The sequence below is a fragment of the Methylobacterium tardum genome (assembly GCF_023546765.1).
In the GTDB taxonomy this organism is placed as follows: Bacteria; Pseudomonadota; Alphaproteobacteria; order Rhizobiales; family Beijerinckiaceae; genus Methylobacterium; species Methylobacterium tardum.
In genome coordinates this window covers 2,306,500-2,332,250 of sequence record NZ_CP097484.1, presented here as the reverse complement: position 1 = coordinate 2,332,250, position 25,751 = coordinate 2,306,500, and the positions used below count along the sequence as shown (strand labels likewise).

The following is a 25,751-nucleotide window of genomic DNA, read 5'->3' as shown; positions in this document are numbered from 1 at the left end:
GCCGTGCCGATGGCGGCATCAGCGGCGCTGGACCGGGCCAGGATCTTCGCGGCCTCGTTCCGCCAGGGCACCGCACCCTTCGCACCGTTCGAGTGGATCCTCGCCGGCCGCTACCTGCGCGCGCGCCGGGGCGGCGGCGTCTCGGTGGTAGCGTTCTTCTCGGTGCTCGGCATCGCGCTCGGCGTCGCCACGCTGATCATCGTGCTCTCGGTGATGAACGGATTCCGGGCGGAGCTGCTGTCGAAGATCGTCGGCATCAACGGACACCTGTTCGCGACGCCGATCGACCGGCCGCTCAACGACTGGACCGACCTCTCGGAGCGCCTGTCGAAGGTGGCGGGCGTGCGCGCCGCGGTGCCGCTGGTGGAGGGGCAGGCCTTCGCCTCGTCGCAATATGGCGGCTCCGGCGTCATCATCCGCGGCGTGCGCGCCGCCGATCTCGACGCCCTGGCAGCCGTGTCGTCCTCGATCCGCGGCGGCACCCTGGAGGGCTTCGGCGACGGCACCGGCGTGCTGATCGGCCGGCGGCTCGCCGACACGCTGGGCCTCCAGGCCGGCGACACGATCACGCTGGTCACGCCCAAGGGATCGTCGACGCCGTTCGGGACGGCCCCGCGCACCAAGAGCTACACGGTCAAGGCGGTCTTCGAGGTCGGCATGACCGAGTTCGACCAGACCTTCGTGTTCATGCCGCTCGCCGAGGCCCAGGCCTTCTTCAACAAGGACGGCGACGTCAGCATGATCGAGATCTACGTCGGCGATCCCGACCATGTCGGCGACATGCGCGAGCCCCTGGAGATGGCGGCCGAGCGCCCGATCCTGCTCACCGACTGGCGCCAGCGCAACCGGACCTTCTTCGGCGCGCTGGAGGTCGAGCGGAACGTGATGTTCCTGATCCTCAGCCTGATCGTCGTGGTGGCGACGCTCAACATCGTCTCCGGCCTGATCCTGCTGGTTCGCGACAAGTCGAGCGACATCGCGATCCTGCGCACCATGGGGGCGACGCCCGGCACGATCATGCGGGTGTTCCTGATCAACGGCGCGCTGATCGGCGTCGTCGGGACGCTCAGCGGGCTGGGGCTCGGCATCCTGATCACCCTGAACATCAAGCCGATCCAGCACGTGCTGTTTCCGGGTGCCTGGGACCCGACCGTGCGGTTCCTCGCCGAGATCCCGGCCCAGATGAACCCGAAGGAGATCACCGCCGTGGTGGTCACCTCCCTGCTGCTGTCGCTCGCCGCGACGCTGTATCCCTCCTGGCGCGCCGCCCGGCTCGATCCGGTGCAGGCCCTCCGCTACGGCTGACGGGCCGCCCACCGATGAGCGATTCCAGCCAGACGGCCGGCGACCAGCCGGTCCCGGCCCTGTTCTTCTCCCGCGTCGAGCGGCGCTATCCCCAGGCCGAGGGCGCCCTGGAGATCCTGCGCGGGGCCGACCTCGCGATCTGGCCGGGGGAGCTGGTGGCGCTGGTGGCGCCGTCGGGCGCGGGCAAGTCGACCCTGCTGCACCTCGCCGGCCTCCTGGAGCGGCCGGACGGCGGCGAGGTCTATATCGGCGGCCAGCCGACCGCCGCGATGCCCGATGCCGAGCGCACCCGCCTCCGGCGCGAGGAGATGGGCTTCGTCTACCAATTCCACCATCTGCTGCCGGAATTCTCGGCGCTCGAGAATGTGGTGATGCCGCAGCTGATCCGCGGGCTGAAGAGCGCGGAAGCGAAGGCCCGCGCCACCGAGTTGCTCAGCTTTCTCGGCCTCAAGGAGCGCCTGCCGCACCGTCCGGCCGAGCTCTCGGGCGGCGAGCAGCAGCGCGTCGCCATCGCCCGGGCGGTCGCCAACGGCCCGCGGCTGCTCCTGGCCGACGAGCCCACCGGCAACCTCGACCCCGGCACGGCCGGCCACGTCTTCTCGGTGCTGCTCGCCCTGGTCCGCGCCTCGGGTCTCGCCGCGCTGGTGGCGACCCACAATCTGGACCTCGCCGCCCGCATGGACCGGCGGGTGACCATCCGCGACGGGCTGATCACGCAGCTCGACTGAGGGCTGCCACAGGCCCACGGGACGGTCCGAGCCACCTGGCCAAGGTGTGGGTGCTCCCTGACGGGCCTGCGCGTCCGGCCGCGCCGCATGACGTCGTGACCGCCTCCGAAACACGCCGAAGACCACGCGCATTTTAATCCACCCCGCCGCGTGCGGGGAGGCACGCCACAAAAGACGTCAGCTCCCTATATTGCAATCACGCAAGACAAAACAGAGCCGATCAACCGGCCTGTACTGCGTTATCTCTGGAGCGACGCCGTGAAGAACCGTATTATTATTGCCGTGACTGCTCTGATGCTTGGCGCCGCCCCGCTCTCGTCCGCCCTGGCGGCCAACGAGGGCCGGTGGACCGGCTTCGCCCCGTACACACCCGAGACCACCGGCGCGCTCGGCCTCGGGGTCCAGGACGCCCCCTTCTACGAGGGCTGCCCGATGAGCTCGGCGGCCGAGGGCAACGCCAATCAGCAGACCCGACCCATCAAGCAGTACGGCCAGACTGCCGGCGGGTACCGCTGCTGATCCGGCGGGGAGGCGGATGAAGCTCAAGGCTCTGTCCTACGCGATGATCGGCGCTTTCGTGAGCGGCCTTCTCGTGACGCTCGTCGGCTCGGCCAACGTCCTGCTGAGCCACTGACAGACCGGCGCCGCCCCGCGTGGGCGGCGCTTCGGCGTTCCGCCCCTCAGCGTGCCGTCGCGGATCCGGCCCGGGCGTCCGGCGCGGCGAGGGCCTCCACGTAATCACAGGCCTGCGCGATCGCGTCGCGACTCTCCATCATGCGCGCCCGGGCCGTCGCGCAGGCCTGCGCCACCGCCGGATCTGCGAGCAGCCGCCCCAGGACGCGGGCGGCGCGGGCGGGCCGGAAGCCGCGGCGGCTCAGGGTGGTGCCGAGATTGCGGTCCTTCAGGCGCCGCCCCTCGTCGAAATGGTCGAACGCCACCGGCACCACGAGCTGCGGGATGCCCGCGGCCAGCGCCTGCGCCACCGTCCCGACGCCGCCGTGATGGACCAGCGCGGCGCTGCGCGGCAGCAGCCGGCTCAGAGGCGCGTAGGGCAGGTGGATGATCCCGGGCGGTAGCGGCCGGGGAATCTGCCCGTCCTGCGGGGCGAGCAGAACGCCGCGACGGCCCATCCGCCGGCACAATTCCACCGCGGTGTCGAAGAAGGCCGCGCCCTGGCGCATGGCCGAACCGTAGGTGAACACGAGCGGCGCGTCGCCCGAGTCCAGGAAGGCCTCCAGCTCCGGCGGCAGGGCGGCGACGTCGCCGAAGCGGTCGACCAGCGGGAAGCCGAGCTGGACCGCCTGCGCCGGCCAGTCCACCTGCGGCGCCGCGTACCAATCCGGGAACATGAGCAGCATGCGCGTCGGGCTGTTCCACCAATGCCGCAGCCGGTAGACCGGATCGAGGCCGAGGCGTGCGCGCAGGGCGTTGAGCGGCGGCAGCGTGAACGGGCCGACCGCGACCTTGTCGACGCCGAGATTCACGTAGGCGCGCAGCGTAGCCGGCAGGAAGCGCGGCATCTGCAGGCCTGGGAGCCGCGGCGGATCGAACCGGCTCTCGATCAGGAACGGCATCACGTGCAGCGTGGCGGTCGGGAGATCGTAGAGATCCTGGGCAAGGCGCGCGCCCCAGGCCAGGGGCGAGGCGACCACCACGAGGTCGATGCCGCGCGCCCGGGTCGCCCCGAGCCATAGGCAGGCGGGCTCGGCCACCTGCAGGGCATAGTCGAACATCGGCCGGAAGCCCTGCTGCGGGTGCCACAGGTCCGGCTGGCGGATCACGGCCTCGTAATCGGCCACCGTCCCGAGCGGCTGAAAGGCGAGGCCGGCGCGGCGCGCCATCGCTTCGAACGGCGCCGGCGCCGCCAGCGACACCCCGTGGCCGCGCTTGAGGAGTTCGTGGCCGAGCGCGATGAACGGCAGCACGTCGCCGTGTGTGCCGACGGCCACAAGGGCGACGTCGACCTGTTCGACCGTCCGGTGCGCGGGAATGGCTTGCTCCTTCGAACCCCCCGGTCAGAAATCGAGTTCGTCTGGGCGCCGGCCATGCCAGCCTGCCCGCTCCGCATCAAGACACTTTTTACCATGACCGGACGTCACGGCCGCCCCGGGCCAGCAGACGCTTCCATTAGAACAAAACATGAACATACTGGGGCGCGAAACCAGGAGGCACGGCGATGCTGAAGCGATTGGTCCTGACTGGAATGGCAGAGCTCATGGCGTTCGGAATGCTGTTCGCGGCGGTGGGTGCGTGGGCCATAGCCTTGGCACCGGTCCGTTAGCCGGTTTTTGCCGGAGGCCGCTCGGTTCCCGCCTGGAACGGCTTATACACAGGCGATCAGCCTCCGGACGCCGATTGTCCACAGGGGCGCCGCGGAGTGGTGCTCCCGGGGCACGACCGGTGGATATCGTCCCCGAAGGGCCCGGCGCACGTCGACTTGAAGCCGGCAAGCGGGGATGCTGGACGACCCCGGAACAAGGTCGGCCATGCCACGCCAGCTCAAGGAGGTCGGATTCGTCCACCTCCATGTCCACTCCTCCTATTCCCTCCTCGAAGGGGCGCTGAAGGTCGGCTCCCTGATCAAGGCCGCGGCCGCCGACCGGCAGCCGGCCCTGGCGCTCACCGACACCAACAACCTGTTCGGGGCGCTGGAATTCTCCGAGAAGGCGGCCGGGGAGGGCATCCAGCCGATCGCCGGCGTTCAGCTCTCGGTGGCGTTCGAGGCCGCGGATCCGCACCAGCGGCAGGCGCCGACAAGTCACGGAATCGTGCTCCTCGCCCAGGACGAGACCGGCTACGCCAACCTGCTGCGGCTGGCGAGCCGCGCCTATTTCGACACGGCGCTCGGCGAAGCCCCCCGCCTCGACGCGGCGGCCCTCGTCGGATCCTCCGATGGGCTGATCGCGCTCACCGGCGGGCTGTCGGGCCCCCTCGACACGGCGTTCCGGGCCGGCCGTCCCGAGCTGGCGCTCGCCCGCCTGAAGCGGCTCAAGGAGGCCTTCGGCGAGGAGCGGCTCTACGTCGAGCTGCAGCGCCACGGCCTGCCCGAGGAAGGGCGGATCGAGACCGCGCTCCTCGACCTCGCCGGCCGGCACGGTCTCGGGATCGCGGCGACCAACGAGCCCTACTTCGCCAAGCCCGACGATTACGACGCCCACGATGCCCTGCTCGCCATCGCGGAAGGCCGCGTCGTCTCGGACGAGCGCCGCCGCCGGCTGACGCCGACCCACGCCTTCAAGACCCGCGCCGAGATGGCCGAGCTGTTCCGCGACCTGCCGGACGCGCTCCAGGCCACCGTCGAGATTGCCATGCGCTGCGCCGTGCGGGCGCGGACCCGCAAGCCGATCCTGCCGAACTTTTCGCAGGTCGCGGCAGGCGAGACATCGCCCATGGCGGAGGCCGCAGATACCGGCATGCAGGCGGTCTCGGCCGACGAGCCGACCGAGCTGCGCCGGCAGGCCGAGGCCGGGCTGGAGCTGCGCCTGAAGCAGCACGGCACGGCGCCGGGCTTCTCCGAGGAGGATTACCGCAAGCGCCTCGCCTTCGAGCTCGACGTCATCGTCAAGATGAAGTTCCCGGGCTACTTCCTGATCGTCTCGGACTTCATCAAGTGGGCCAAGGACCACGACATCCCGGTGGGCCCGGGCCGCGGCTCCGGCGCCGGCTCGCTGGTGGCGTGGTCGCTGCTGATCACCGACCTCGACCCGCTCCGGTTCGGCCTGCTGTTCGAGCGCTTCCTCAACCCCGAGCGCGTCTCGATGCCGGATTTCGACATCGACTTCTGCGTCGAAGGCCGCGAGCGGGTGATCAAGTACGTGCAGCAGCGCTACGGCGAGGGGCAGGTCGGGCAGATCATCACCTTCGGTACGCTGCTCGCCCGCGGCGTGCTGCGCGACGTCGGCCGCGTCCTCGAGATGCCCTACGGGCAGGTCGACAAGCTGACCAAGCTCGTGCCGCAGAACCCCGCCAACCCCGTGACGCTCGCCCAGGCGATCGAGGGCGAGCCCAAGCTGCAGCAGGCCATGGAGGAGGAGCCGATCGTCGGCCGGCTCATCGACATCTCCAAGAAGCTCGAAGGCTTGCACCGCCACGCCTCGACCCACGCCGCCGGTGTGGTGATCGGCGACCGGCCCTTGGAGGAGCTGGTCCCGCTTTACCGAGACCCGAAGACCGGGATGCGGGTCACCCAGTTCAACATGAAGTGGGTCGAGCAGGCGGGGCTGGTGAAGTTCGACTTCCTGGGCCTCAAGACCCTGACGATGCTGCGTTGCTGCACGGATCTCCTGAAGCAGCGCGGCATCGACATCGACCTCGCCTCGCTGCCGCTCGACGACCCGAACACCTACGGGCCCATGGGCCGCGGCGAGACGGTCGGCGTGTTCCAGGTGGAATCGGCCGGCATGCGCAAGGCGCTCTGCGAGATGCAGGCCGACCGGCTGGAGGACATCATCGCCCTGGTGGCGCTCTACCGGCCGGGCCCGATGGCCAACATCCCGGTCTATTGTGAGCGCAAGCTCGGCCGCGACGCCGGCAACGAGGCGTCCTGGTACCCGGACCCGAAGCTGGAGCCGATGCTGAAGGAGACCTTCGGCATCATCGTCTACCAGGAACAGGTGATGGAGATCGCCAAGGTCCTCGCCGGCTACTCGCTCGGCGAGGCCGACATGCTCCGGCGCGCCATGGGCAAGAAGATCCGCGCCGAGATGGACGCGCAGCGCGACCGGTTCCTCAAAGGTTGCACCGAGCGCGGGCTGACCAAGGCCAAGGCCAACGAGATCTTCGACCTGCTCGCCAAGTTCGCCGATTACGGCTTCAACAAGAGCCACGCGGCGGCCTACGCGCTGCTCACCTACCAGACCGCCTACCTGAAGGCGAACTATCCGGTCGAGTTCCTGGCCGCCGCCATGACCCTCGACATCGACAACACCGACAAGCTCGCCGAATTCCGCCAGGACGCGCAGCGCCTGAAGATCGTGGTCGAGCCGCCCTCGATCAACACCTCCGGCGAGGTGTTCGAGGTGCGCGACGGCAAGATCTTCTACGCGCTGGCCGCCATCAAGGGCGTCGGCCGCGAGGCGGTGCGGGCACTGGTGGAGGCCCGCGGCGACCGGCCGTTCAAGGACCTCGCCTGCCTCGCGCGCCGGCTGAACCCGCGGATGATCAACAAGCGCACCCTGGAGAGCCTTGTCCAGGCCGGGGCGCTGGACTGCATCGAGCCGGACCGGGCGCGCGCCTTCGCGGCGGTGGAGCCGATGATGAAGCTCGCCGCCAGCGCGGTGGAGGCCGAGACCGCCGGCGTCACCGACATGTTCGGCGGTGTGGTGGCGGACGACGTGTCCCTGCGGATCCCGCCCCACGAGATCTGGCCCATGGCCGACACGCTCAAGCGCGAATACGCGGCGATCGGATTCTTCATCTCGGGCCACCCTCTCGGCGAGTACGGCGACCTGCTCGACAAGCTGCGGGTCCAGAGCTGGGCCGATTTCTGCCGCGCGGTGCGGGCCGGGACCTCGAGCGTCGGCCGGGTCGCGGCCTCGGTGCTCGACCGGGCGGAGCGGCGGACCAAGACCGGCAACAAGATGGGCATCGTCACCCTTTCGGACCGGACGGCGCATTTCGAGGCGATCATCTTCTCCGAGGGGCTCGGCCAGTACCGCGACATCCTTGAGCCGGGCCGGCCGCTGGTGCTCCAGCTCCAGGCCAACCTGGAGGGCGAGGACGTGCGCGCCCGCATCCTCACCGCGGAACCCCTCGACCAAGCGGTGGCCCGCCACCAGAAGGGGATCCGGATTCATCTCAGCGACCCGCGCGGCGTCGCGCCCGTGCAGCAGCGGCTGTCGATGCGCGGTGAGAGCGAGGTCTCGCTGATCCTCAAGCTCGACGGCGGCGGGCGCGAGGTGGAAATCCGGCTGCCGGGCAAATTCCAGGCGACGCCGACGCTCGCCGGCCAGCTCCGGACCGTGCCGGGGGTGGTTCAGGTCGAGGTGAGCTAGCCTCCCCCAGCGTGCGGGAAGACCGGCCCGTCATTCCGGGACTGCGGAGCAGGGCCCGGAATCCAGAACCGCCGGTGTTTGCCTGGTCTCGTCGGGAGGACTGCCCCCATCGATCCGCGCCGGAGGCTCTGGATTCCAGGCTCCCGCCCGAGGCGAGCCCCGGGATGACGGCGCGGGTGCCTGAGTGAGAACACTCTCGAAACCCGGCCGGTTGGACCTCGGCGCACCCTGCGACGAGGATCCATGGACCAGCCCCGCCCGAAGCCCGACACCGACGATCCGACCAGGCCGCGCGAGGGCGGCAGCTTCCTCCACGCCCTCGGCACCGGCGTGATCACCGGCGCGGCCGACGACGATCCCTCCGCCATCGGCACCTACGCGAGCGCCGGCGCCCGATACGGCCTTGCGTTCCTCTGGATCGCGCCCGTCGTCCTGCCGATGATGGTCGTGGTCGTCTACGTCTCGGCCAAGCTCGGGCAGGTCTACGGCAAGGGCCTGTTCGCCATCGTGCGCGACCGGTACCCGCGCTGGATCCTCTATCCGCTCGTGCTCGGCGCCTTCACGGGCAACGTCATTGAGGCGGCGGCCAATCTCGGCGGGATCGGCGCGGCCCTCAACCTGCTGGTGCCGGTGCCGATCCCCATCATCGTGGTCGCCGCCGCCGCGGCGATCCTCGGCCTCCAGATCTTCGGCTCCTACGCGCTCCTGCGCGACATCTTCCGCTGGCTGGCGCTTGCCCTGTTCGCCTACGTGGCGGCCGCGATCCTGGCCAAGCCCGATCCCGCCGAGATCCTGCGCGGCACCCTCGTGCCGCAGATCCGGTTCGATGCCGACTTCCTGTCGATGATCGTCGCCTGCATCGGCACCTCGCTCTCGGCCTACATCTACACGTGGCAGTCGAACCAGGAGGTCGAGGAGGAGATCGCCCTCGGGCGCCATACGCTGCGGCAGCGCAAGGGGGCGACCGACGCCGAGCTGCGCAAGACCCGCCGGGACGTGGTGATCGGGATGCTGTTCTCGAACATGATCCTCTACTTCATCATCCTGTCCACGGGCGCGACGCTGCATCAGGCCGGACAGACCGAGATCGAGAGCGCCGCCCAGGCGGCGGCCGCGCTGGAGCCGCTGGCGGGGGCAGGCGCCAAGTATCTCTTCGCGCTGGGCGTCGTCGGGGTCGGCTTCCTGGCGGTGCCGGTGATGACCACCGGCGCGGCCTATGACCTCGTGCAGGGGATCGGCCGGAAGGGCAGCCTCCACGCCCGCCCGAGCGAGGCCAAGCTGTTCTACGGCACCATCGCGGCCGTGACCGTGGTGGCGGTCGGGCTGAACTTCCTCGGCTTCAACCCGATGCGGGCGCTGGTCTGGTCCGGCATCGTCCAGGGCTTCTCGGTGCCGCCGCTCCTGCTCCTGATGATGCTGATGACCAACGACCGGGCCGTGATGGGCGGTCGCGTCAACGGCCGCCTGACGAACGGGCTCGGCTGGATCACCACCGCGGCGACGTTCCTGGCCACGGCCTGCCTCGTCGTAACGTGGGTCCTGTGAGGCGCCTCAGAACGGTGCCGCGAGGCAGCCGGCCAGCGCGCCCTTCAGCGCCGCGGCATCGGCTTCCGCCACCGTGACCGTCGCCGTCAGGGCCGGATCCTCGCTCCGCGGGCTCGCCTGCGTCCAGGTGAGCTTGGTCCCGGGCTGGGTGAGGGCCAGGGCGACGCCGCGCAGCGGATCCTCGCCGCGGTGGGCTCCCGCCACCGTCAGGGTGAAGCCTGCATCCGCCCCGGCCGCCGCGCCCTGAACCGGCATCCGCACCGAGCGGACGCTGCCAGCGCTGGAGACCAGGATCCCGGTGAGCGGCGCCGTGCTGCCGCCTTCAAGCCCCGCGAAGTCGAAGCGCGGCGCCAGCTCGGCGAAGCGGGGCACGATCAGCGCCGCCGACAGGCCGGCGCCGCCCGGATCACAGGCGACGTGCAGGGTCACCGGACGCTGGTCCGTCCCGAGGGCCGCCGTGCCGGACAGGTCCGCACTGCCCCCGGACGCCCGGTTGGCGCCGGCCAACAGCGGCGTCCGCCCGGTGACGATGTCCGACAGCCTGTCGCCGCGGCTCAGCGGTCCCGCCAGGAGGGCTGCGACGGCGATCACCACGACCGCCAGGGCCACGCCGATCCGGAGCCGCATCCCATCCTCCGCCTGTGGACATCCCGGGCCGGCGGCATAGACGATCGCGGCCCTGCCGCAACCCTCCGTTCACCACAAATGCGAGAACCGCATCGCGACAGCGTCCGCGTGCGTTGCAGCAACTCCGTAAAAACCGATCGATTCTATGCACCGTCGCTCAAGCTTGAGCGTCGCCATGCGCACGAAGATCCTGCTCGCCCTCACCCTTCTGGTCTACGTCACCACCGGCCGCGCCCCCGGCATCCGGGAGCCGCGCAATCCGGATGCCGAGCATGGCGGTAGCCGTGTCGTGATCGCGATGAAGCGGGCCTGGGCCTGAGCCGCTGCGCGCGCGATGACGGCTGCACCGACGCCACCGACGGGAGACGGGCTCACGCCGCCGGTGCGCAGGCCCTGAGCCGCGCGGCCACCAGGGCCTGAAGGCTCCAGAGATGCCGGTCGCGGATGCCGAGGCGCTCGCAGGCCTCGACGGTCCGGAACAGGTATTCGGCGCTCGGCCCCTTATGCCCGCAGGCGGCGGCGATCTTCTCGGCGATCTCGGCGTCCGACAGGCGGCCGGCGTAGCGGTCGCTGGCGCGGTTGGCCAGGAAGGTCAGGGCCGAGACGGTTCCGGCCTCGGTGGCGACCGGCAGCCAGCGGGCGACGTAGCCCCGGCCGCGCATCTCCCGCCGCCAGACCGGCATCAGCGCCTCGCGGATCTCCATGCCGGGCAGGCGGAAGGCCACACCCCGGCACAGGCCGCCGCGGTCCAGGGCCAGGACGAAGCCCGGCCGCTCCGGCGTGCCGCGGAACCGGCGCTGGAGCAGGCAGAACCGGCGGTGGAAGCCGCGCACCGTCCCGATCCGGCGCTCGGCCACTGGAAATTCCGGGTTCCACATCAGCGAGCCGTAGGCGAAGACCCACAGGTCGCTGCCCTCGCGCCCGGCGACGATCGCATCGAGCCCCGGGCGCAGCTCCGCATCCGAGAGAACTTCGAGGGCGCTCGGGTCGTCCGGGATCGGGACGGAATGGGCGCGGGCGATCAGGTCGAGGCTGAGGTCGAGGGTGCGGGCGGGCGCGGAGGGCATGGCCCTCAACGCGGCGGCCTCAGGGCTTGTTGCCCAGCGCGTCGAGCTCCGGGAAGGGGCGGGTGCGGTGACCCGTGCAGACCTCGTCATCATCGAGCACCGTGAGCCGGTCGCTCGCGTAGCGCAACGCCACCTTCGGGCGCTCGGGCTTGCCGAAGGTCCGGCCGTACATCCGGCCCGACACGCAGTAGATCACCCGGCCGCCATCCTCGATCGGCCCGGCGATCCGGCTGCCCTCGAACCGCACCGGCAGCAGCGAGATCGAACCGAACTCGACCTGCTTCAGCGCCAGGGCGGCGATCCGCTGGAGGAGGGCCGGGGACGGCGCAGCCTCCGCCGCGAGCTTCGGTGCCCGCGGCGCGGCCTCGGCACCGACGGCGACGAGGGCAAGGAGACCGGCGAGGGCGAGACGGGGCATCGCTCATCGCTAGCGGGCCAAGGCTGCCCGAGGCTGGAGAGCGGGCGGGCAGCGCCGGACGCCGCGGCTTCCTATATGGAAGAGACCAAGCGGTACGCGTCCGGCGCGCCGCACCCCTCTCACTCCGCGACGCGACGCTCGATGCAATGGACCGACGACGCCCTGGTGCTCGGCCTGCGCCGGCACGGGGAGACCGGCGTCATCCTGGAGGCGATGACCGAGTCCCATGGGCGCCATCTCGGCCTCGTGCATGGCGGCCGCTCGCGCCGGATGCAGCCGGTGCTGCAGCCCGGCAACCGGGTGCGCCTGACGTGGCGGGCACGCCTCGGCGACGGCCTCGGCTCCTACGCGGTGGAACCCCTCGAGTCGCAGCTCTCCCGGCTGATCGGGTCGAGCCTCGCCCTCTACGGCATGAACCACATGGCGGCCCTGCTGCGGCTCCTCCCCGAGCGCGACCCGCATCCGGCGCTCTACGAGGCGGCCGGGATCCTCGTGGAGCATCTGGACGACCCGGCGATCGCCCCGCCCCTGATGGTACGCTTCGAGCTGGCGATCCTGTCGGAACTCGGCTTCGGCCTTGACCTGACCGCCTGCGCGGCCACCGGTGGCAACGATGCCCTGGCCTATGTCTCGCCGAAGAGCGGCCGGGCGGTCAGCGCCTCGGCGGGCGAGCCCTACCGGGACCGCCTGCTGGCGCTCCCGACCTTCCTGCACGCGGGCGGGTCCCCGGGTCCGGACGGCGTTGCACAAGGGTTTACCTTGACGGGGTACTTCCTCGACCGGCACGTCTGGGGGCCCCGCGGCCTCGGGCCGCCCGAGGAGCGGGCGCGATTCGTTGCGCTCGGCCGCGAGGCCGAGTAATGTTCGCGTTCTGTTCTAAATACGTCCGGGCTTGAGCGCCGCTCGACCCGAGACAAACAAACCCGTCATTCCGGGGCGCGGGAGGCGAGCCCGGAATCCAGACGCGCACGCGGCCCGGCAGGATCGTCCGTCTCCTCCGGCAGGGCAGGCGGGTCTGGATTCCGGGCTCGCCTCCCGCGCCCCGGAATGACGGATTGCTGCATGAGGTGGCGCGGCCGTTCGGCGGCCCCGCCCTGAGACAGGAGCCGTCATGGGCCAGCCCTTCGAGCCGCCGTCCGGCGACGGGATCGAGAGCGTCGAGCTGAAATCCGCGCTGGAGGAGCGCTACCTCGCCTACGCGCTCTCCACGATCATGCACCGCGCCCTGCCGGATGCCCGCGACGGGCTGAAACCCGTGCACCGGCGCATCCTGTACGGCATGCGGCTGCTGCGCCTCGACCCGACCACCGCGCACAAAAAATGCGCCAAGATCGTCGGCGACGTGATGGGCGATTTCCATCCGCACGGCGACCAGGCGATCTACGACGCGCTGGTGCGGCTCTCCCAGGACTTCGCCCAGCGCTACCCGCTGGTCGACGGCCAGGGCAATTTCGGCAACATCGACGGCGATGGGCCCGCCGCCTACCGCTACACCGAAGCGCGGCTCACCGAGGTCGCCCGCCTGCTCCTCGACGGGATCGGCGAGGACACGGTCGATTTCCGCCCGTCGTACAACGGCGAGAAGGAGGAGCCGATCGTTCTGCCGGCGGCCTTCCCGAACCTCTTGGCCAATGGCAGCCAGGGCATCGCGGTCGGCATGGCGACCTCGATCCCGCCGCACAACGCCGCCGAGCTGTGCGACGCGGCGCTCTACCTGATCAACCACCCCGAGGCGACGTCGGGGCAGCTCGCGAAGTTCGTCCAGGGGCCGGACTTTCCCACCGGCGGCATCCTGGTCGACTCGGCCGAGTCGATCGCCGAGGCCTACCGGACCGGCCGCGGCGCCTTCCGGGTCCGCGCCCGCTGGGCCAAGGAGGATCTCGGCCGCGGCACCTGGAACATCGTCGTCACCGAGATTCCGTACGGCATCCCGAAAGGCCGGCTGATCGAGAAGATGGCCGAGCTTCTCCAGGAGAAGAAGCTGCCGCTGCTCGCCGACGTGCGCGACGAGTCGGCCGAGGACGTGCGCGTGGTGCTGGAGCCGCGCTCGCGGACGGTCGACCCGGTCATCCTGATGGAATCGCTGTTCCGGCTCACCGAGCTGGAGGCGCGGATCCCCCTCAACCTCAACGTCCTGGTCGGCGGCCTCGTGCCGAAGGTGATCGGGCTCGCCGAGTGCCTGCGCGAGTGGGTCGACCACCGCCGCGTGGTCCTGCAGCGCCGCTCGCGCTACCGCCTGGGCCAAATCGACCGGCGCCTGGAGATCCTCGGCGGCCTGCTCATCGTCTACCTCGACCTCGGCGAGGTGATCCGCATCATCCGTGAGGAGGACGAGCCGAAGGCCGCCCTTATGGCCCGGTTCGAGCTGACCGAGATCCAGGCCAACGCCATCCTCGACACCCGCCTGCGCTCCCTGCGCAAGCTCGAGGAGATGGAGCTGAAGCGCGAGTTCGACGCGCTGACCGCCGAGAAGGCCGAGATCGACGCGCTGCTCGCCTCCGAGCCGGCGCAGTGGAAGGCGATCCAGGCGCAGATCCGCGCCGTGAAGAAGACCTTCGGGCCCGAGACGAAGCTCGGCAAGCGCCGCACGACGCTGGCGAGCCCGCCGGATGTCGGCGGCATCGACTTCACCGCGGCGCTGGTCGAGCGCGAGCCGATCACCGTGATCGTCTCCACCAAGGGCTGGATCCGGGCGCTCAAGGGCCACGTGGCGGACCTGTCCGGGGTGGCGTTCAAGGGCGACGACACCCTGAAGATCGCCTTCCCGACCGAGACCACGCAGAAGATCCTGCTGCTCGCCACCAACGGCAAGGTGTTCACGCTGGAGGCCTCGAAGCTGCCGGGCGGTCGCGGTTTCGGCGACCCGGTGCGGCTGATGGCCGACCTCGGCGACGGCACCGAGATCGTGGCGGCGCTGCCCTACCGGCCGGAGACCAAGCTGCTGATCGCGGGTTCTGACGGGCGCGGCTTCGTGGCGCCCGCCGACGCGCTGGTGGCCAACACCCGCAAGGGCAAGAGCGTGCTCGGCCTCGACGGCGACGCCACCGCGGCCGTGCTGGTGCCGGCCGACGGCGACCACGTGGCGGTGGTCAACACCGAGAAGCTGCTCTTGATCTTCCCGATCTCCGAGGTGGCCGAACTCGCCCGCGGCAAGGGCGTCCGGCTCCAGCGCTGCCGCAGCGGCGGGCTCTTGGACGCGCACGTGTTCAAGCTGGCGGACGGTCTGCCCTGGCAGGACGGCTCAGCCGAAGGCCGGCTCGCCAACGTGTCGGTGCTGGAGAAGTGGCTCGGCCACCGGGCCGAGGTCGGGCTGATGATGGCGCGCAGCTTCCCGAAATTCGAGCGGTTCGGGCGGTGAGGCGGGGTTAGGAAGGGACGGACTTCCAACCCACCGCCTTATCCTGAGGTGCCCGCGTCAGCGGGCCTCGAAGGAGGACTTCAGGGATCGCGCGGCCGGCTGGAGGCCTCCTCCAAGGCCTCCGCTACGCTCCGGCACCTCAGGACGAGGGCGCGGGCGGGACAAACCCTGTCTCAGTGCGAACGCTGATCGAGCCAGAGCGCACCAAGAGCCAGGATGCCGCCACCGATCGGGACAGCGAGCAGGAGGAGAAACTGAGCTGTCGTCATGGGCGAAGGTTCCGCAAGGCGTGCCTTACCACCCGATGTATGACGCCACTCATGATCCAGCAAACTGCCATCGTGACGAGTACGGGCTCGAAGTGCGGACGGTCCGATAGAGCGGTCGAGATGAACGGTGCGAAACCACCCACGGCAAAGATCGCGACGGCGAGACCATTGGCATAGGTTGCTGTGAACTTGATGCGCTCGTTCGCGACGAGCTTGTCGCGCGCTTCCTCGTCCACGTCCGACATCGAATCCAAGCCCCCGGCCGGCAACGTAATTGACCCGTCTTGACGGTGCGGGGAACGATTGTCGCCACTCGCTTTACTGTGCTTTCACAGCCGCCTCGTCCGCCGCCCAGAGGTGCTGCGCCGCGTAGGCCCGGTACGGCCGCCAGGCCTCGGCCCGGGCCAGAAGCTCCGCCGCGGTCGGCCTCCCGGTGGCGGTCGCGAGCGCCCGCAGCAGCCCGACATCGCCCACCGGCAGGGCGTCCGGCAGCTTGAGCGCCCGCATGGCGATATACTGCGCCGTCCAGGGACCGATCCCGCGGATCGCCGTGAAGCGGAGCACCGCAGCCTCCAGCGACTCTACCGGCGCGAACAGATCCGGGTCGGCGAGCGCCGCCGCGGCCAGTGCCCGGATCGCCGTGCCGCGGGCCCGCGGCATGTTAAGCGCCAGGGCGATATCCGCCTCGACCAGATCCGCCGGCGCCGGGAAGACGTGGGTCAGGCCGTCCATCGGCTCCGCCAGCGGCGTCCCGAACGCCGCCACCAGCCTGCCCGCGAGGCCGATCGCGGCCGCCACCGACACCTGCTGGCCGAGGATCGCCCGGCAGCCGGTCTCGAACGGGTCCCAGGCCCCCGGCAGGCGCAAGCCCGGCCGCGCGGCCACGAGCGGGGCCAGGACCGGATCGCCGGCGAGGCAGGTCGCGATGGCGCCGGGATCCGCCTCGCAGTCGAACAGCCGGCGCAGGCGCCCCGCGACGGCCTCGGCGTGCCTAGCCTCGACGCCGCGCAGCGTGACGCGCAGGCTGTCCGCGCCGGGCGCCACTGTCAGGAGCCCGTGCCGCCCCGCGACGCTGACCGTACGCGCGTAGGAAGCCGCAGGATCCGTCGTCTCGACGCCCGGGATCGCCCGCTTGGCCAGGAACGCGCGGATCGCCGCCCAGTCGTAGGGCGGTCGATAGGGCAGGCGGAGATCGATCGCCTCCGCAAATACGAAGGGCGGCCTCTCGGCCGCCCCACTGGTCGCGTCCCGCGACAGGTCCCGCCTCAGCCGCGCTGGTCCACCGCCACGTAGTCGCGCTGCGCCGGCCCCACGTAGAGCTGGCGCGGGCGGCCGATCTTCTGCGACGGGTCCTCGATCATCTCGGCCCACTGGGCGATCCAGCCGACCGTGCGGGCCACCGCGAACAGCACGGTGAACATGTCGGTCGGGAAACCCATCGCCTTGAGGGTGATGCCCGAGTAGAAATCGATGTTCGGGTAGAGCTTCTTCTCGATGAAGTACTCGTCCTTGAGGGCGATCTGCTCCAACTCCATGGCGACGTGGAGCAGCGGATCGTCGGTCTTGCCGAGCTCCTTCAGCACCTGGTGGGTGGTGCTCTGCATGATCCGGGCACGCGGGTCGTAGTTCTTGTAGACCCGGTGGCCGAAGCCCATCAGGCGGAACGGGTCGTTCTTGTCCTTGGCCTTGGCGACGTACTTCCCGACGTTCTCCGGGGTGCCGATCTCCATCAGCATCTTGAGCGCCGCCTCGTTGGCGCCGCCATGGGCCGGGCCCCACAGGCAGGCGATGCCGGCCGCGATGCAGGCGAAGGGATTGGCGCCGGACGAGCCCGCGAGCCGCACCGTCGAGGTCGAGGCATTCTGCTCGTGGTCGGCGTGCAGGATGAAGATCTTGTCGAGCGCCCGGGCGAAGACCGGGTTCACCTCGTACTCCTCGCACGGCACTGCATAGCACATGCGCAGGAAGTTCGACGTATAGTCGAGGTCGTTCTTCGGGTACACGAACGGCTGGCCGATCGAGTACTTGTAGGCCATCGCGGCGAGCGTCGGCATCTTGGCGATCATGCGGATCGACGCGATCAGCCGCTGGCTCTCGTCCGTGATGTCGGTCGAGTCGTGGTAGAAGGCCGAGAGGGCGCCCACCGAGGCGACCATGACGGCCATCGGGTGCGCGTCGCGGCGAAAGCCGGTGAAGAACCGGTTCATCTGGTCGTGCACCATGGTGTGGCGCGTGACCCGGTACTCGAAATCGGCCCGCTGGGCGGCGGTCGGCAGGGCGCCGAACAGCATCAGGTAGCAGGTCTCGAGGAAGTCGCCCTTCTCGGCGAGCTGCTCGATCGGGTAGCCGCGGTAGAGCAGCACGCCCTCGTCACCGTCGATGTAGGTGATCTTCGATTCGCACGAAGCGGTCGAGGTGAAGCCCGGATCGAAGGTGAAGGCGCCGGTCTGGGCGTAGAGCTTGCCGATATCGATCACGTCCGGCCCGATCGTGCCGGTTTTCACCGGCAGTTCGATCGACTTGCCGTCCACGGTGATGGTGCTGGGTGCGCTCATGGATCGTGGACCCTTCTCTGGCGACGTGGCGGATGCCGGCCTCGGGCTCCCCTGAGTCGGTCCGGGGGCCTGAGCACCACGCATTATGCTGCGGGTGCTCACAGGCATGGGTTACCCAAACGGCACTGCAGCAGCAACGGGGTCGGTGACAACCGGACCCCGACGCCAAGCAAATTCCACCAAGCGAAATCCGGGCCGGGGCACAGGGTTCCCGAGCGTGCGTGGAGACCGGGCTGCGGGCTCGCGGCGGCGCGGCCGATTACGGCATGCAACAGCCGCCCGGTCATCCGGAGTGCCGAAGGCGAACCCTGCTGGGCGCGGCTTGATTCTCGGTTCCGGGCCCTGCGGCGCAGTCGTCGCCCCGCGACCGCGCGTCTCCCCGCGCACCTCAGCTCTGCGGCGCCTGATCGCCGAGGCGCGCGAGGGTTTCGTCCCGACCGAGCACCGCCATCACGTCGAACAGGGGCGGGGAGGTGGTGCGGCCGGTGAGCGCCGCGCGCAGGGGCTGGGCGACCTGCCCGAGCTTGCAGCCGGCCTTCTCGGCGTACTGACGCACCGCGTCCTCGGTCGACGCCGCGCTCCACGCGGGCAGGGCCTCGAGCGCCGGGCGCACCCCGGCGAGCCGCGCGCGGCCCTCGTCGGTGAGGAGGGCGCGGGCCTTGTCGTCCAGCGCCAGGGGGCGCTGCGCGTACAGATAGTAGGCGCTGTCGAGGAGCTCGATCAGCGTCTTCGCCCGCTCCTTCAGCCCCGGCATGGCCTGGGTGAGCTTGTCCTTGAGATCGGGCTGCAGCGGCGCCGACAGGCCGCGCTCGGCGCCGACATTCGGCAGGATGGTCTCGATCGCCGCCACGAGGTCGGAATCGGCACTGGTGCGGATGTAGAGGCCGTTGAGGTTGGCGAGCTTGGCGAAATCGAACCGCGCCGCGGAGCGCCCGACCGATCCCAGGTCGAAGGCCGCGATCATCTCGTCCGTGGAGAAGACTTCCTGGTCGCCGTGGCTCCAGCCCAGCCGCACGAGGTAGTTGCGCAGGGCCGCCGGCAGGTAGCCGAGATCGCGGTAGGCCTCGACGCCCAATGCACCGTGGCGCTTCGAGAGCTTGGCCCCATCGGCCCCGTGGATCAGCGGGATATGGGCCATCCGGGGAATGTCCCAGCCGAGCGCCGAGAAGATCTGGCTCTGGCGGGCCGCGTTGGTGAGGTGGTCGTCGCCGCGGATGATCTGCGTGACGCCCATGTCGTGGTCATCGACCACGACGGCGAGCATGTAGGTCGGCGTCCCGTCCGAGCGCAGCAGGACGAGATCGCCGAGGTCCTTGTTGGCCCAGGTCACCCGGCCCTGGACGGCGTCCTCGACCACGGTCTCGCCTTCGATCGGCGCGCGCAGGCGGATCACCGGCTTCACCCCGGCGGGCGCCTCCGACGGATCGCGGTCGCGCCAGCGGCCGTCGTAGCGGGGCGCGCGGCCCTCCGCGCGGGCGGTCTCGCGCATCTGCGTGAGTTCCTCGGCGGTGGCGTAGCAATGATAGGCGCGGCCGGCCGCCAGCAGTTCCTCGGCGACGGCACGATGGCGCTCGGCGCGGGCGAACTGGAAGACCACGTCGCCGTCCCAGTCGAGGCCGAGCCACGTGAGTCCGTCGAGGATCGCGTCGATCGCGCCCTTGGTGGAGCGTTCGCGATCGGTGTCCTCGATGCGCAGCAGCATCGTGCCGCCCGTGTGGCGGGCATAGAGCCAGTTGAACAACGCCGTGCGGGCTCCGCCGATATGGAGGTAGCCGGTGGGCGAGGGGGCGAAGCGCGTGACGACGGCTGAGGACATCGGTCCGGTGTGTTCGGGGGCGGGTCGCGGAGCGGAGGCGGAGAGCGGCGAGGGCTCGACACGGCGCCCGTAGCACGAAGCACCGGCTGTAGCACGAGGCCGGCAGTGCGTTAAGAATCGTCGGAGGAATCGCTCGACCGTCCGCACAGGTCGCGCGGATCGGGGCGGCGGCAATGCGGCGGATCGGCGCGAGGGCAGCGGGGAGCGCGGTGGCGCTGCCGGGCCCGCGCGCCCTGGCCGGGCCGGCGATCGGCGCCTGGATCGCCGGGGGCCTCCGCCGGGAAGCCGAGCAGCGCCGTCTGTTCCCCTGGCTGGCGGTGGCCTTCGGCACCGGCATCCTGGTCTATTTCGCGGCCGTCGACGGCACGCCGGTTCTGGCCGCACCGCTGGCCGGGGCGGCGCTCGCGGCGGCGCCGATCCCGTTTCTCGGCGCGCGACCGGCGGCGCTGGCGCTGGCCCTCGCAGTGGCGGCCGGATTCCTCGGCTTCGCGGCGGCAACCTGGCGGGTCTCGCAGGTGGCCGCCCCGATCCTCGCCCGGACGACGATCGGGCCGCTCACCGGGATGATCGAGGCCCTGGATGAGCGCGAGGTCGGAGCCCGGCTGATCGTCCGGGTCGAGACCTTCGCGGGCCTCGCGCCGGATCTGCGGCCCACCCGCGTGCGGGTCTCGTTCCGCAAGGCGCCGCCCCTGCGCCCTGGAGATGTCATCGCCGCCACCGCGCGCTTGCTGCCGCCGCCCGAATCGGCCCGCCCGGGCGGCTACGACTTCGCCCGGGACGCCTATTTCCAGGGGATCGGCGCGGTGGGTTCGCTGCTCGGCGCGATCCGGATCGAGACGCCGTCGGTCGCACCGCCCTTGCGCCTCAGGCTCGCCGCCATGCTGGACGAGGCCCGCAATGCGCTCACCCGGCGGATCGCCCAGGCCGAGGGCGGCCAGGCGGGCGCGGTGGCGGCGGCCCTGGTGACGGGCAAGCGCGGCCTGATCGGCCCGGCGACCAACGACGCGCTGCGTGCCGCCGGCATCTACCACGTGGTCTCGATCTCGGGGCTGCACATGGTGCTGGCCGCCGGCGTGGTGTTCTGGCTGGTGCGGGCGGCCCTGGCGCTGATCCCCCATTGCGCGCTGGTCTGGCCGATCAAGAAGATCGCGGCCGGCTTCGCGATGATCGGGGTCACCGCCTACTGCGCCTTCTCGGGCTGGGACATCGCGGCCGAGCGCTCGCTGATCATGACCCTGATCATGCTGGGCGCGATCCTGGTGGACCGGCCGGCCCTGTCGATGCGCAACCTCGCGCTCGCCGCGCTGATCGCTCTGGCCCGCGAGCCCGAGGGCCTGCTCGGCCCGAGCTTCCAGATGTCGTTCGGCGCGGTGGCGGGGCTGATCGCCTGCGCGCGGCTGATCGACGGGCGGCTGTTCGTGCGCCCCGGGGCGGGACGGCTCGGGCGGATCGCCGGCACCGGCCTGTCGGCGGTCACCGGGACCCTGGCGACGACCCTGGTGGCGCAGATCGCCACCGCCCCCTTCGCCACCTACCATTTCCAGACGATCCAGCCGTTCGGGCTGATCGGCAACGCGCTGACACTGCCCCTCGTCTCCCTGGTGGTGATGCCCTCCGCGGTGATCGGGATCCTTGCCTACCCGTTCGCCCTCGACCGGCCAATCTGGTGGCTCATGGGCCAGGCGGTCGGCGGTATGCTGGCGATCTCCGAATGGATTGCCGGGTTCGAGCGGGCAACGCTGGTACTGCCGGCGTTCGGAACCGGGACACTGGGACTGCTCACGGCCGGGCTGCTGCTGGCGACGCTGCCGGTCTCGCGGCTGCGCTGGCTCGCCCTACCGCCGCTCCTGCTCGGCCTCGGCCTCGCGGCCTTGCCGGAGCGCTACGATCTCTACGTCGACCGGCAGGGCGCAGGCGCCGCGGTGCGGGGTCCCGACGGACGCCTTTCGGCGCTCGGACATCCCTCCGGCTTCGTCCTGGAACAATGGCTGAAGGCGGACGGCGATAACCGCACGCCTGAGCCGCGGAGCCGCCCCTCCGTGGGCGGGCGCTGCGACCGGCTCGGCTGCACCGCGATCCTGCCGGACGGCCGGGCGGTCGCCCTGGTCCGCGACCAGCGCGCCTTCCCGGAGGATTGCGCCCGAGCCGCCGTGCTGATCACGGGCCTTGCGGCGCCCCCGACCTGTACGGGCCCGCTGGTCATCGACCGACGCTTCCTCGCCAGCCACGGGGCCGTGGCCCTGCGCGCCGGACCGGATGGCTTCGCGATTCAAGGCGCCCGGACCGACGACCGAACGATACCCTGGCGTGCGCGTGCGGTGCCTGGCCTACCGAACTCTACGCGGACCGGGACGGATTCCCCTGTTGAAGCCTCCGGCGGGATGGCCGCGACGGAGGACGATCCGGCAGGCGCCAACCCCGCCCCGAGCGACGCGCCGGCCGACCCGCTTCAGTAGCGGCGGACGAGGCTGACGAGCCGGCCCTGGATCTGGACGCGGTCAGGACCCAGGACGCGGGTCTCGTAGGCCGGGTTGGCGGCTTCCAGGGCGATCGAGGAGCCGCGGCGGCGCAGGCGCTTGAGCGTCGCCTCCTCGTCGCCGATCAGGGCCACGATGATGTCGCCCGTATTGGCGGTGTCCTGCTTGCGGATCACCACGAGGTCGCCGTCGAGGATGCCGGCCTCCACCATCGAGTCGCCGCGCACCTCCAGGGCGTAGTGCTCGCCGCCGGCCAGGAAGTCGGGCGAGAGGGTGATGGCGTGGCTCTGGTTCTGGATCGCCGAGACCGGTGTACCGGCCGCGATCCGGCCCATAACGGGGATCGACACGGCGCGGCCGGCCTCGTCGATCATGCGGGCATTGGCGGGCAGCGGCGGCTGCTTGGACTTGCCGCCCTCGACCACGCTCGGCGTGAAGCGGCGCGGCTCCGCCGGCGCCGCGGCAACCGGGGACGTCAGGCTCTCGGGAATGCGGATCACCTCGATGGCCCGCGCCCGGTTCGGAAGGCGCCGCAGGAAGCCGCGCTCCTCCAGAGCCGTGATCAGACGGTGGATGCCCGATTTCGACTTGAGGTCGAGCGCATCCTTCATCTCGCCGAAGGAGGGGGAACGCCGCATTCCTGCATGCGACTCTGGATGAATCGCAGGAGGTCCAGCTGCTTGCGCGTGAGCATCGACGGGGGCCTCGCGGCTTGGCGGACCGCCTCGGGACGGTCTCTGAAACAAATCACGAACAGGTTAAACGTTCCGCAAGTGTTCCGCAAGCGTCATACGGCCACGCTTTCGATGGCTCCGCGGTCCGAGGCAGAAACGAATTGACGGCGCAAGCGGAGCCGTTTCAATGCACCCACACGCCGCCGGACAGGGCGGCGGAGCCGGGGCGGGCTGAGATCGGGCTGGGATGACGAGGATGCGACGACCCGCGGCTCTGCTGCCTCCCGCCTTGACGGCCCTGACTCTGGCCTCACTCGGTCTGGCGCTCGCGGGCTGCACCACGGGGTTCTCGTACATCTCCCGCAACTACGTCGCGCTCACCCCGCAGGTGGTCACGATCGGCTGCAAGGAGCCCTATGAGGTCTACGACAACCGGCAGCTGCGCCGGATGCTCATCGTCTCCAATGCCCTGCGTGAATATGCCGGGTGCAACCTGAGCGAGGTCCGGATCGATCCCGAGCCGGCGGCGAGCCGGGTGAACCGCTTCCGCACCGCGGCCCGCGCCTATCTCGACGAGACCGTTCGGGAGGATTGCCGGATTACGGGCGAAACCGTGTTCGATCCGCTGAAGACCGAATTTGCCTATGCGTGCGACGCGCCGATCGAGAAGCGGGGCACGGTGGTGCCGCGCCTTCCGGGTCGCAACCCGGGCCTCGGCCCGCGCTGATCCGTCGGCGGCGGGCTCTCAAACGCCCGGCTTCGGGAAGGTCCGTTCCGCCGCATCTCCGGCGGCGGCCAGCAGCGCGCGGGCGAAGGCCCGGGCCTCCGCCCGGTCGAGCACGATCGCGGCGGTGACCGGACCTCCGCCCAGGTCGGACAGGGCGAGTTCCAGACGCACCCCATCGGGTACGGCGCTCGCCTGAAGGCTCCAGCCGGAGCCTCGATCCGCGCTCTCCGCCATTTCACGTTCCTCCCGCCTGCCCGGGAAAACGCCGCAGGCGCCCGCCGGAACCGGCCGTGCCCGGGCCTGTTCCCGAGCCGTGCCAAGCGCTTCCCTGCCTCGCCTGAACGCGTTCCTCAAGACCGCGGGCCCCGGACTCGTCGTGATGCTCGCCGACACGGATGTCGGCAGCCTGATCACGGCGGCCCAGAGCGGCGCACGCTGGAGCTACTCCCTGCTGCTTCTGCAGATCCTGCTGGTGCCGATTCTCTACGTCGTCCAGGAGCTGACCGTACGGCTCGGCACCACCACGGGCCGCGGCCACGGAGAGCTGATCCGGGCGCATTACGGACCAGTCTGGGCCTGGATCTCCTACGGCGGCCTCGTGGTCGCCGGGATCGGCGCCATCGTGACGGAATTCTCCGGCATTGCCGGCATCGGCGACCTGTTCGGGGTGCCCCGGCTCGTGAGCCTCGGACTGCCGGCGGTCCTGCTGCTCGGGCTGGTCTTCACCGGGAGCTACCGGCGGGTCGAGGTGGTGGCGATCGTCGTCGGCCTGTTCGAGCTGGTCTTCCTCGGCCTCGCCATCGCGGCGCGGCCAAACGTGGCCGAGATCGTCGCCTCCTTCGGGCACATGCCGCTCGGGGACGGCCAGTACCGGGTCCTGATCGCCGCTAATATCGGCGCGGTGATCATGCCGTGGATGATCTTCTACCAGCAATCGGCGATCGCCGACAAAGGCCTCGGCTGGGACCACGCACGGAGCTCGCGGCTCGACACGCTCGTGGGTGCCGTGATCTCGCAATGCGTGATGGGGGCGATCCTGATCGCGGCCGCCGCCACGATCGGCAAGGCCGGCCAGGGCACGAAGGAGGGCCTGCAGACCGTGGGCGACCTCGCGGGCGCCTTCACGCCGGCGCTGGGGCCCTGGCTCGGGCAGGTGGTGTTCGGGATCGGCATCATCGCGGCGGCCTTCGTGGCGCTCAACGTCGTGGCGCTGGCGCTGGCCTGGGGCTTCGGCGACGTGACAGGCAAGCCGCATTCCCTCGCGCAGTCGCCCCGGGAGGCGCCGGCCTTCTACGGCGCCTTCGCGCTCGTGGTCGCCGCGGGCGCCTTCGCCGTGCAGCTCGTGCCGAACCTCGTGGCGCTCAACATTGCCGTGGAGGTGATGAATGCCCTGCTCCTACCCTTGGCGCTCGGCCTGCTGATCCTGCTCGCAACCCGCGCCCTGCCGGCGGGACGGCGGGTGGAGGGCACCTACAAATGGGTGGTCTACGCCGTCTCGGGGCTCACCATCGCCTTCGCGCTGGTCGGCGTGCTCGACGGGGTCGGTCTGCTCTGAGGCGATTGACGCAAGCCCTCCGATGATGTCTCCCGCGGGCTCCGATCAGGTGGAGTTCGAACATGCAAGAGATCTGGTTCCGCGCGGGCGAGGCCACGGTGCTGGCGGCCGAGGGCCAGTACACCGACGCCATGCCGGAGGTGCTGATCGGCTCGGTGCGCGGTCCGGTGGGTCAGGCCTTCGCATCGATGATGGGGCAGGTGCAGGGCCACACGCGGATGTTCGTAGTGCGCGACCTCAACCAGCTGGTGCGCCCGGCCACGATGATGACCACCAAGGCCACGATCCACACGGCCGAGTACGTCGAACTCCTCGGCGGCGTGGTCCAGGCCGCCACCGGCGACGCGATCGTGGACTGCATCATCGAGGGCATCCTGCCCAAGGACGGGCTCGACGAGCTGTGCATGATCATCATGATCTGGCTCGACCCGCGCTGCGCCGAGGACGACAACCTCGACCAGAAGGACCTCTACCGGACCAACTACGAGGCGACGAAGCTCGCCATCGCCCGCGCTCTCAAGGGCGAGCCGACGGTGGACGAGCTGATCGCCAACCGGAAGACCGTGAAGCACTACGCGCTCGACGGCGTGATCGAGTACTGATCAGGCCCGCGCCACGCATCCTGCCGGCTCAGGTC

General features: G+C 70.5%; 21 protein-coding genes and 1 pseudogene. 12 read left to right on the top strand and 10 right to left on the bottom strand.

What is annotated here, in order from left to right:
• Nucleotides 1-9 precede the first annotated feature (9 nt).
• From M6G65_RS10955 to M6G65_RS10945, 3 genes are all read left to right on the top strand, one after another.
• Nucleotides 10-1,305, top strand: coding sequence for a lipoprotein-releasing ABC transporter permease subunit (locus tag M6G65_RS10955; RefSeq protein ID WP_250103926.1), 1,296 nt, complete (start codon nt 10-12; stop codon nt 1,303-1,305).
• A 14-nt stretch (nt 1,306-1,319) separates the two neighbouring features.
• On the top strand, nt 1,320-2,033 hold the full coding sequence (locus M6G65_RS10950; RefSeq protein WP_192708311.1) for an ABC transporter ATP-binding protein: 714 nt from the start codon (nt 1,320-1,322) through the stop codon (nt 2,031-2,033).
• 258 nt (nt 2,034-2,291) lie between these two features.
• Nucleotides 2,292-2,552, top strand: coding sequence for a hypothetical protein (locus M6G65_RS10945; RefSeq protein WP_238196695.1), 261 nt, complete (start codon nt 2,292-2,294; stop codon nt 2,550-2,552).
• Between the two features lie 161 nt (nt 2,553-2,713).
• Here the strand turns inward: M6G65_RS10945 and M6G65_RS10940 are convergent, their stop codons facing one another.
• Entirely contained in the window at nt 2,714-3,982 is a 1,269-nt protein-coding gene (locus tag M6G65_RS10940) for a glycosyltransferase (RefSeq protein WP_238196694.1), read from the bottom strand.
• A gap of 537 nt (nt 3,983-4,519) precedes the next feature.
• On the opposite strand from M6G65_RS10940, the gene dnaE reads away from it, so the two are divergent.
• Both dnaE and M6G65_RS10930 read left to right on the top strand, forming a co-directional pair.
• The gene (dnaE, locus tag M6G65_RS10935; protein ID WP_250103925.1) at nt 4,520-8,026 is read left to right on the top strand and encodes a DNA polymerase III subunit alpha; all 3,507 of its coding nucleotides are present in this window, start codon (nt 4,520-4,522) and stop codon (nt 8,024-8,026) included.
• 243 nt (nt 8,027-8,269) lie between these two features.
• On the top strand, nt 8,270-9,571 hold the full coding sequence (locus tag M6G65_RS10930; RefSeq protein WP_238196692.1) for an Nramp family divalent metal transporter: 1,302 nt from the start codon (nt 8,270-8,272) through the stop codon (nt 9,569-9,571).
• Nucleotides 9,572-9,577: 6 nt separating this feature from the next.
• Here M6G65_RS10930 and M6G65_RS10925 read toward each other — a convergent pair whose 3' ends face one another.
• On the bottom strand, nt 9,578-10,198 hold the full coding sequence (locus tag M6G65_RS10925) for a hypothetical protein (protein WP_238196691.1): 621 nt from the start codon (nt 10,196-10,198) through the stop codon (nt 9,578-9,580).
• Between the two features lie 175 nt (nt 10,199-10,373).
• Here M6G65_RS10925 and M6G65_RS10920 point away from each other — a divergent pair, with 175 nt between their 5' ends.
• Complete coding sequence (locus M6G65_RS10920; RefSeq protein ID WP_192708317.1) at nt 10,374-10,517, top strand: hypothetical protein; 144 nt, start codon at nt 10,374-10,376, stop codon at nt 10,515-10,517.
• Nucleotides 10,518-10,569: 52 nt separating this feature from the next.
• Here the strand turns inward: M6G65_RS10920 and M6G65_RS10915 are convergent, their stop codons facing one another.
• Together M6G65_RS10915 and M6G65_RS10910 are read right to left on the bottom strand one after the other, a co-directional pair.
• Nucleotides 10,570-11,265, bottom strand: coding sequence for a gamma-glutamylcyclotransferase (locus M6G65_RS10915; protein WP_238196690.1), 696 nt, complete (start codon nt 11,263-11,265; stop codon nt 10,570-10,572).
• Nucleotides 11,266-11,284: 19 nt separating this feature from the next.
• A complete protein-coding gene (locus tag M6G65_RS10910) occupies nt 11,285-11,683 on the bottom strand; it encodes a hypothetical protein (protein ID WP_238196689.1) in 399 nt (132 codons plus the stop codon).
• A gap of 141 nt (nt 11,684-11,824) precedes the next feature.
• Between M6G65_RS10910 and recO the strand changes: the two genes are divergently transcribed.
• Both recO and parC read left to right on the top strand, forming a co-directional pair.
• Nucleotides 11,825-12,544 carry a DNA repair protein RecO gene (gene recO / locus M6G65_RS10905; RefSeq protein ID WP_250103924.1) on the top strand — a complete coding sequence of 240 codons (720 nt, stop codon included), beginning with the start codon at nt 11,825-11,827 and terminating at the stop codon, nt 12,542-12,544.
• Between the two features lie 250 nt (nt 12,545-12,794).
• Nucleotides 12,795-15,041 (top strand): DNA topoisomerase IV subunit A, encoded by a 2,247-nt coding sequence (parC, locus tag M6G65_RS10900; protein WP_250103923.1) that lies wholly within the window; start codon nt 12,795-12,797, stop codon nt 15,039-15,041.
• A gap of 265 nt (nt 15,042-15,306) precedes the next feature.
• Here the strand turns inward: parC and M6G65_RS10895 are convergent, their stop codons facing one another.
• The 4 genes from M6G65_RS10895 to gltX form a co-directional block, all read right to left on the bottom strand.
• Nucleotides 15,307-15,555 (bottom strand): amino acid transporter protein, encoded by a 249-nt coding sequence (locus M6G65_RS10895; protein WP_238196686.1) that lies wholly within the window; start codon nt 15,553-15,555, stop codon nt 15,307-15,309.
• Between the two features lie 73 nt (nt 15,556-15,628).
• The gene (locus M6G65_RS10890; protein WP_238196734.1) at nt 15,629-16,462 is read right to left on the bottom strand and encodes a DNA-3-methyladenine glycosylase family protein; all 834 of its coding nucleotides are present in this window, start codon (nt 16,460-16,462) and stop codon (nt 15,629-15,631) included.
• Nucleotides 16,463-16,575: 113 nt separating this feature from the next.
• Nucleotides 16,576-17,865, bottom strand: coding sequence for a citrate synthase (gltA, locus tag M6G65_RS10885; RefSeq protein WP_192708322.1), 1,290 nt, complete (start codon nt 17,863-17,865; stop codon nt 16,576-16,578).
• Nucleotides 17,866-18,253: 388 nt separating this feature from the next.
• Nucleotides 18,254-19,681 (bottom strand): glutamate--tRNA ligase, encoded by a 1,428-nt coding sequence (gene gltX, locus M6G65_RS10880; protein WP_250103922.1) that lies wholly within the window; start codon nt 19,679-19,681, stop codon nt 18,254-18,256.
• Between the two features lie 173 nt (nt 19,682-19,854).
• Between gltX and M6G65_RS10875 the strand changes: the two genes are divergently transcribed.
• Nucleotides 19,855-22,137 carry a ComEC/Rec2 family competence protein gene (locus M6G65_RS10875; protein WP_238196684.1) on the top strand — a complete coding sequence of 761 codons (2,283 nt, stop codon included), beginning with the start codon at nt 19,855-19,857 and terminating at the stop codon, nt 22,135-22,137.
• On the opposite strand, the pseudogene lexA reads toward M6G65_RS10875, so the two are convergent.
• Nucleotides 22,131-22,852 (bottom strand): annotated as a pseudogene (gene lexA, locus M6G65_RS10870) (transcriptional repressor LexA). The gene M6G65_RS10875 and the pseudogene lexA sit on opposite strands and share 7 nt — an antisense overlap.
• 236 nt (nt 22,853-23,088) lie before the next feature.
• Here lexA and M6G65_RS10865 point away from each other — a divergent pair.
• On the top strand, nt 23,089-23,559 hold the full coding sequence (locus M6G65_RS10865) for a hypothetical protein (protein WP_238196682.1): 471 nt from the start codon (nt 23,089-23,091) through the stop codon (nt 23,557-23,559).
• Between the two features lie 18 nt (nt 23,560-23,577).
• Here the strand turns inward: M6G65_RS10865 and M6G65_RS10860 are convergent, their stop codons facing one another.
• Complete coding sequence (locus M6G65_RS10860) at nt 23,578-23,793, bottom strand: hypothetical protein (protein ID WP_238196681.1); 216 nt, start codon at nt 23,791-23,793, stop codon at nt 23,578-23,580.
• Between the two features lie 79 nt (nt 23,794-23,872).
• Here M6G65_RS10860 and M6G65_RS10855 point away from each other — a divergent pair, with 79 nt between their 5' ends.
• On the top strand, nt 23,873-25,114 hold the full coding sequence (locus tag M6G65_RS10855) for an NRAMP family divalent metal transporter (protein WP_250103921.1): 1,242 nt from the start codon (nt 23,873-23,875) through the stop codon (nt 25,112-25,114).
• A gap of 62 nt (nt 25,115-25,176) precedes the next feature.
• The gene (gene fae, locus M6G65_RS10850) at nt 25,177-25,716 is read left to right on the top strand and encodes a formaldehyde-activating enzyme (RefSeq protein WP_012318995.1); all 540 of its coding nucleotides are present in this window, start codon (nt 25,177-25,179) and stop codon (nt 25,714-25,716) included.
• Nucleotides 25,717-25,751 lie beyond the last annotated feature (35 nt).